The 4853-nt window shown below is 65.4% G+C and carries 5 protein-coding genes, 1 tRNA gene and 1 pseudogene; 6 read left to right on the top strand and 1 reads right to left on the bottom strand.

Annotation, left to right across the window (positions count from 1 at the left end; translation table 11 throughout):
* From QAT43_RS14245 to QAT43_RS14220, 6 genes and pseudogenes are all read left to right on the top strand, one after another.
* Positions 1–732: pseudogene (locus QAT43_RS14245) on the top strand (DNA repair protein RadA); the annotation flags it as partial.
* Positions 733–874: 142 nt separating this feature from the next.
* Positions 875–1387: a cyclic pyranopterin monophosphate synthase MoaC gene (gene moaC, locus QAT43_RS14240; protein ID WP_305043752.1), complete on the top strand. Its 513-nt coding sequence runs from the start codon at positions 875–877 to the stop codon at positions 1385–1387.
* Positions 1388–1393: 6 nt separating this feature from the next.
* A complete protein-coding gene (locus tag QAT43_RS14235; protein WP_305043751.1) occupies positions 1394–1933 on the top strand; it encodes a hypothetical protein in 540 nt (179 codons plus the stop codon).
* Between the two features lie 32 nt (positions 1934–1965).
* Positions 1966–2232: a GSU3529 family protein gene (locus tag QAT43_RS14230; RefSeq protein WP_305043750.1), complete on the top strand. Its 267-nt coding sequence runs from the start codon at positions 1966–1968 to the stop codon at positions 2230–2232.
* Between the two features lie 64 nt (positions 2233–2296).
* Positions 2297–2373: transfer RNA gene (locus QAT43_RS14225), tRNA-Pro, on the top strand.
* Positions 2374–2550: 177 nt separating this feature from the next.
* Positions 2551–4068, top strand: a complete 1518-nt coding sequence (locus tag QAT43_RS14220) for a sigma-54-dependent transcriptional regulator (RefSeq protein ID WP_305043749.1) — start codon at positions 2551–2553, stop codon at positions 4066–4068.
* 76 nt (positions 4069–4144) lie between these two features.
* Here the strand turns inward: QAT43_RS14220 and QAT43_RS14215 are convergent.
* A partial coding sequence (locus tag QAT43_RS14215) for a hypothetical protein (RefSeq protein ID WP_305043748.1) occupies positions 4145–4853 on the bottom strand: 709 nt, incomplete at its 5' end.

Below are 4853 nucleotides of genomic sequence, written 5' to 3'. Positions count from 1 at the left end.
GTCGGCCATGTCACCAAGGACGGCGCCATCGCCGGGCCGCGCATGCTCGAACACATGGTCGACACGGTGCTCTACTTCGAGGGCGAGCCCGGCCACCCCTACCGCATCCTGCGCGCGGTCAAGAACCGCTTCGGCTCGACCAACGAAATCGGCGTGTTCCAGATGAAGGATTCGGGGCTCGCCGAGGTCGGCAACCCCTCCGAGCTGTTTCTCTCCGAGCGTCCCCTGGGCGCGGCGGGCAGCGCCGTGGTGCCGGCCCTGGAGGGCAGCCGTCCGATTCTGGTGGAACTGCAGGCCCTGGTGTCGGGTTCGTCCTTCGGCACGCCGCGCCGCACCACCATGGGCATCGATCACAACCGCGTGTCCCTGCTGGTCGCGGTGCTGGAGAAAAAAGTCGGCCTGTCGCTGCTTTCCCAGGACATTTTTCTCAACGTCGCCGGCGGGGTGCGCCTCGACGAGCCGGCCATCGATTTGGGCATCATGGCGGCGCTTGCCTCCAGCCATCTCAATCGCCCCATCGCCGCGCGCACCATCGTGTTCGGCGAGGTCGGCCTGGCGGGCGAGGTGCGCGCCGTGTCCCACCCTGAGCTGCGCGTCAAGGAAGCGGCGCGCCTGGGTTTCGACCGCTGCTTTCTGCCCGCCGGCAGCCTCAAGAATCTCGCCGCCCCGGCGGGTCTGGAACTCATCGGGGTGAAGAGCGCCGGGGACGTGCTGGACGGGATTTTCGACTAGATTTTTTTTTGGGGAACCACGCATTGCACGCATTGCACGAATCAAGATCCTGATTTTCCTTGACGCGAAAGCCCTTCACGCGGCCCTATTCGTGGTATTCGTGCAATTCGTGGAAGATTTTTCTCTTTAGGGGTTTTAGGCGATGTCCGAGCGATTTACCCATTTTGACGAAGAAGGCAAGGCCGTCATGGTCGATGTCGGCGCCAAGGGCGAAACCCGGCGGCTGGCCGTGGCGCGCGGCGAAATCCTCATGCGCGAGGCCACCCTGCGGCGCATTCTCGACCGCGACGTGGAAAAGGGCGATGTGTTCGCCGTGGCCCGCGTGGCCGGGATCATGGCGGCCAAGCAGACCGCGGGTCTGATTCCCCTGTGCCATCCCCTGATGCTCAGTTCGGTGAGCGTCGATTTTATCCCCCATCCCGGCGCCGGGCGGGTGGAAATCGAGGCGCGGGTCAAGGTCGAGGGCAAGACCGGGGTGGAGATGGAGGCCCTCACCGCCGTCTCGGTGGCGGCCCTGACCATTTACGACATGTGCAAGGCGGTGGACAAGGAGATGGTGATCGGCGCCGTCCGCCTGCTGGAAAAGCACGGCGGCAAGAGCGGCTCCTTCGTGCGCGGCGGCGCGCCGTCCGGCGCCGGCGCGGGGCAGGAGTAAGCCGCCATGACGACTCCGATCTCCGGCGGCGCCCTCCAGTTCCGCATCAATCGCGCCTTTCTTCTGCCCTTGGGCCTGCTGCTGGCGTTGACCGTCGTGCTCCTGGTGGTCTGCCTGGCGCAGGGCCAGACCGGCGGCAAGATCATCATCCTCGGCCTGATGATTCTGCCCGTCGGCGGCCTGTTCATCGAGAGTCTGGCGCGGCGCGCCGAGATCGGCGAGGAAGCGGTGACCGTGCACAAGTTCTTGCGGAGCAGCAGCCTGCCCTACGCCCAGATCACCGCCGTGGAAGCGGTGCGGGTGCGCAAGCGCGCCTTTTTGAGCCTCAGCAGCCTCGATCATTTCCAGATCTTTTCCAACGCCTACCAGGATTTCCCCGATCTGGTGCGGAGCCTGCTCGCGCACATTCCCGACGAGCTGGTCAGCAGCGACGCCCGCGCCCTGGCGGCCAACCCGCCGGCGCGCAGCAACGACATCGTCTCCTGCTGGCTGGCGGTGGGGCTCATGCTGCTGATTCTCGTGGTGCAGTTCGTCGGCGGCAACTGAGGTTGGCGTTGCAGGTTTTTGTGGAGGAAGCGATGGATCTGATGGCCCGATTGCTGCTGGCCGTGGAGCGCGCCCAGGCGCAAAACGACCTGCCCGACGCCTTTGCCCGGCGCATTGCGCGCCTGGCCGCCGACCCCAAGAGTCGCGCCCTCAAGGCGGCCGACCTGGAGGATCTCATCGACAAGCTCGGCGACTACGACACCTACGGTCAGACCGGCTACCTCGGCATGGGCGTCAACAACGTCATTCTCGAGCGCACCCTGGAGCGGCTGGAGGCACGGTCGAGGGTGCCGCATTAGCGCTTGCTTTTCGCCCCCATCCGTGCTAATTCTGTCGACCGCGTTAAACAAGGAGAGCTGATGTCGGGGCGTAGCGCAGCCTGGTAGCGCACCTGCTTCGGGAGCAGGGGGTCGAAGGTTCAAATCCTTTCGCCCCGACCATTTTTCCTTCCTTTCGCTTTTCGAAAAGCCTCGCACCCCAAGCCGGTTGCGGGGCTTTTGCGCATGGAGTCGGGCGCGCGATGGTGCGTGATTTTCGCGCGGGATGGCTTGCAGGATGGCTTCGCTCTCGCTATGATGTTGCGCTTGGAGGGTTTTTCTTGAATCAGGGAGACGGCTTTGCGATCCATTCTGCTTGTCGACAATGACCGCCACGGCCGGGAGTCCCTGGCCACCATGCTGCGCAAGGATATCGACTGCCCGGTGCTTGAGGCCGAAACGCCCGAGGAAGCCCTGGCGGTGCTGGACAGTCAGGATGTCTCGCTGCTCATCACCGATCTGTTCCCGCCCAAGAACCTGGGCGTCGAGCTGGTGAAAAGCGTGCTGCGCAAGAATCCCGAGGTGGTGTCCGTGGTGGCGGTGCCCGCCGGCGATCGCGAGGCCATGGTCAGGATTCTTCAGGCCGGCGCTCTCTTCTACCTCAACAAGCCCGTCGATTTCGACGAGGCGATCATCGTCGCCGCGCGCAGCCTCGAACACCACGACCTGCAGATCCACAAGGAAAAGCGCGGTCCGAAAATCCGCAAGACCGAGGGTTTTCACGGCATCATCGGCCAGGCGTCGGGCATGCAGACTCTCTTCGGCATGATCGAGCGGGTCGCCGAGGACGGCGAGAGCACCGTGCTCATCCAGGGCGAAAGCGGGACCGGCAAGGAGATGGTGGCCAAGGCCCTGCACGCCTTCAGCCCGCGCGCCGGAAAAAATTTCGTGCCCCTCAACTGCGCGGCGATTCCCGACGATCTCCTCGAAAGCGAACTCTTCGGCTACGTCAAGGGGGCCTTCACCGGCGCCAACCAGTCCAAGCAGGGGCGCATCCAGTACGCCGAGGGCGGCACCCTGTTTCTCGACGAGATCGGCGACATGAAGCCGGCCCTGCAGGCCAAGCTGCTGCGGGTCTTGCAGGAGAAGGAATTCGAGCCGGTGGGCGGGGTCAAGCCGATCCAGGCCGATGTGCGCATCGTCGCCGCCACCCATCGCCACCTCGAGGATGCGGTGAAAAAGGGCCTGTTCCGCGAGGATCTCTATTATCGCCTGAGCGTGGTGCCCTTGCAGATTCCGCCCCTGCGCGAGCGCAAGGAAGACATCCCGCTGCTCATCGAGAAATTCATGCAGGTCTACAATCGCGGCCGCAAGCGCGGTCTGGCCGGGTTCGCCGGCGATGCCCTGGCGGCGCTGCAAAATTACGCCTGGCCGGGCAACGTCCGTGAGCTGGAAAATCTGGTGCAGCGCCTGGCCATCCTGCACGCCGATGGGCTGGTGACGGCCGCCGATCTGCCGGAAAAATACCGGGCCGGCGTGGATATCTCGGCCGTGGCGGAGGTGGCTCCGGTCCTGCGGTCGGTTCCCGCCCCCGCCCCCGTTCCCGCCCCCGAGTTGCCCGCGGCCGCGGTGCCCCTGCCGACCAGCGTGACGGCGGATGCTCCGGCGGAGGTCGCGCCCCTGGAGAGCCCCGCCGATTTCAACACCCTGGTGAGCGACTTCGAGGATCGCCTGATCCTCCAGGCCCTGAGCCGCACCGGCGGCAACAAGAAGGAGGCGGCGGAGCTCCTCAACCTCAAGCGCACCACCTTGCTGGAGAAGATCAAGAAAAAGCAGCTCGACAGCCTGTTGGCAAGGGTCGGCTACAAGAAGGATTGAAAACGGACGGATTTCCCCGGCTGCTTTTGACGCAAAACGGCCCATCCCTGATTCAGGCGATGGGCCGTTTTGCGTTTCAGTGGTTCATGTGCCGGTTGAGCTTCTCGGCGATGTCCTCGTCGCCGGCAGGGGTGATGAGGATGTCGCGGGCGCCGTAGCGCACCGCCTTGAGAACGGCGCTGCGGGTCCATTGGGGGCCGGCCATGACCAGCGGGGTGCCCTTGGGCAGCTTGGCCTTGACCTTGATGGCGGCGGCGAAACCCTGTTCGCCGACCTGGCTCATGACGAGGAAGATGCCGTTGACGCGGTGGCCGTTGAGGGCCTGCTTGAGATTGTCCTGAAAGCGAATCAGCACATGGTCGCGCTGGCGGCTTTTCAGCAGGTTGCTGAAGGGCGCGGCCGCCTCGGGATCTTCCGCCAGGATGAGGATGGTGCCGGCCCCGGTGTCTCCCGGGGGGACATCGGGCTGGGTGGCCGCCGCCTGCAGGGCCGCCAGATCGGCGCTGCTGATGGCGTTGGCCTGGGTGACGCCCCGGCCGGCGGCGGGCGCGGCTTCACGGGAGGCAGGCAACTCGCGGGCGGTTTGGGCCGCCGGTGGTTCCGCGGCGGGGGCCTCGAATTGGATGTCCAGGGCCGCCATGGGAAAGAGCAGGTCGAGCTCGCCCAGGGTCTTGCGCTCCAGGGCCAGCTGGCAGGTGGCGAGATAGTAATCCCCCGGCGGGAAGGGCTTGGGCCCCTCGGGATCGACCTTGGTCGCCACCAGGGGTTCGATGTCGCCGCGCTTG

It is taken from the genome of Geoalkalibacter sp. (assembly GCF_030604225.1).
Classification (GTDB): Bacteria; Desulfobacterota; Desulfuromonadia; order Desulfuromonadales; family Geoalkalibacteraceae; genus Geoalkalibacter.
This window is presented reverse-complemented; position numbering and strand designations above follow the sequence as displayed.

What these genes read in the sequence shown, in the direction of transcription:
- moaC (WP_305043752.1), top strand. Translation starts at nt 875, where the DNA reads ATGTCCGAGCGATTTACCCATTTTGACGAAGAAGGCAAGGCCGTCATG.
- QAT43_RS14235 (WP_305043751.1), top strand. Translation starts at nt 1,394, where the DNA reads ATGACGACTCCGATCTCCGGCGGCGCCCTCCAGTTCCGCATCAATCGC.
- QAT43_RS14230 (WP_305043750.1), top strand. Translation starts at nt 1,966, where the DNA reads ATGGATCTGATGGCCCGATTGCTGCTGGCCGTGGAGCGCGCCCAGGCG.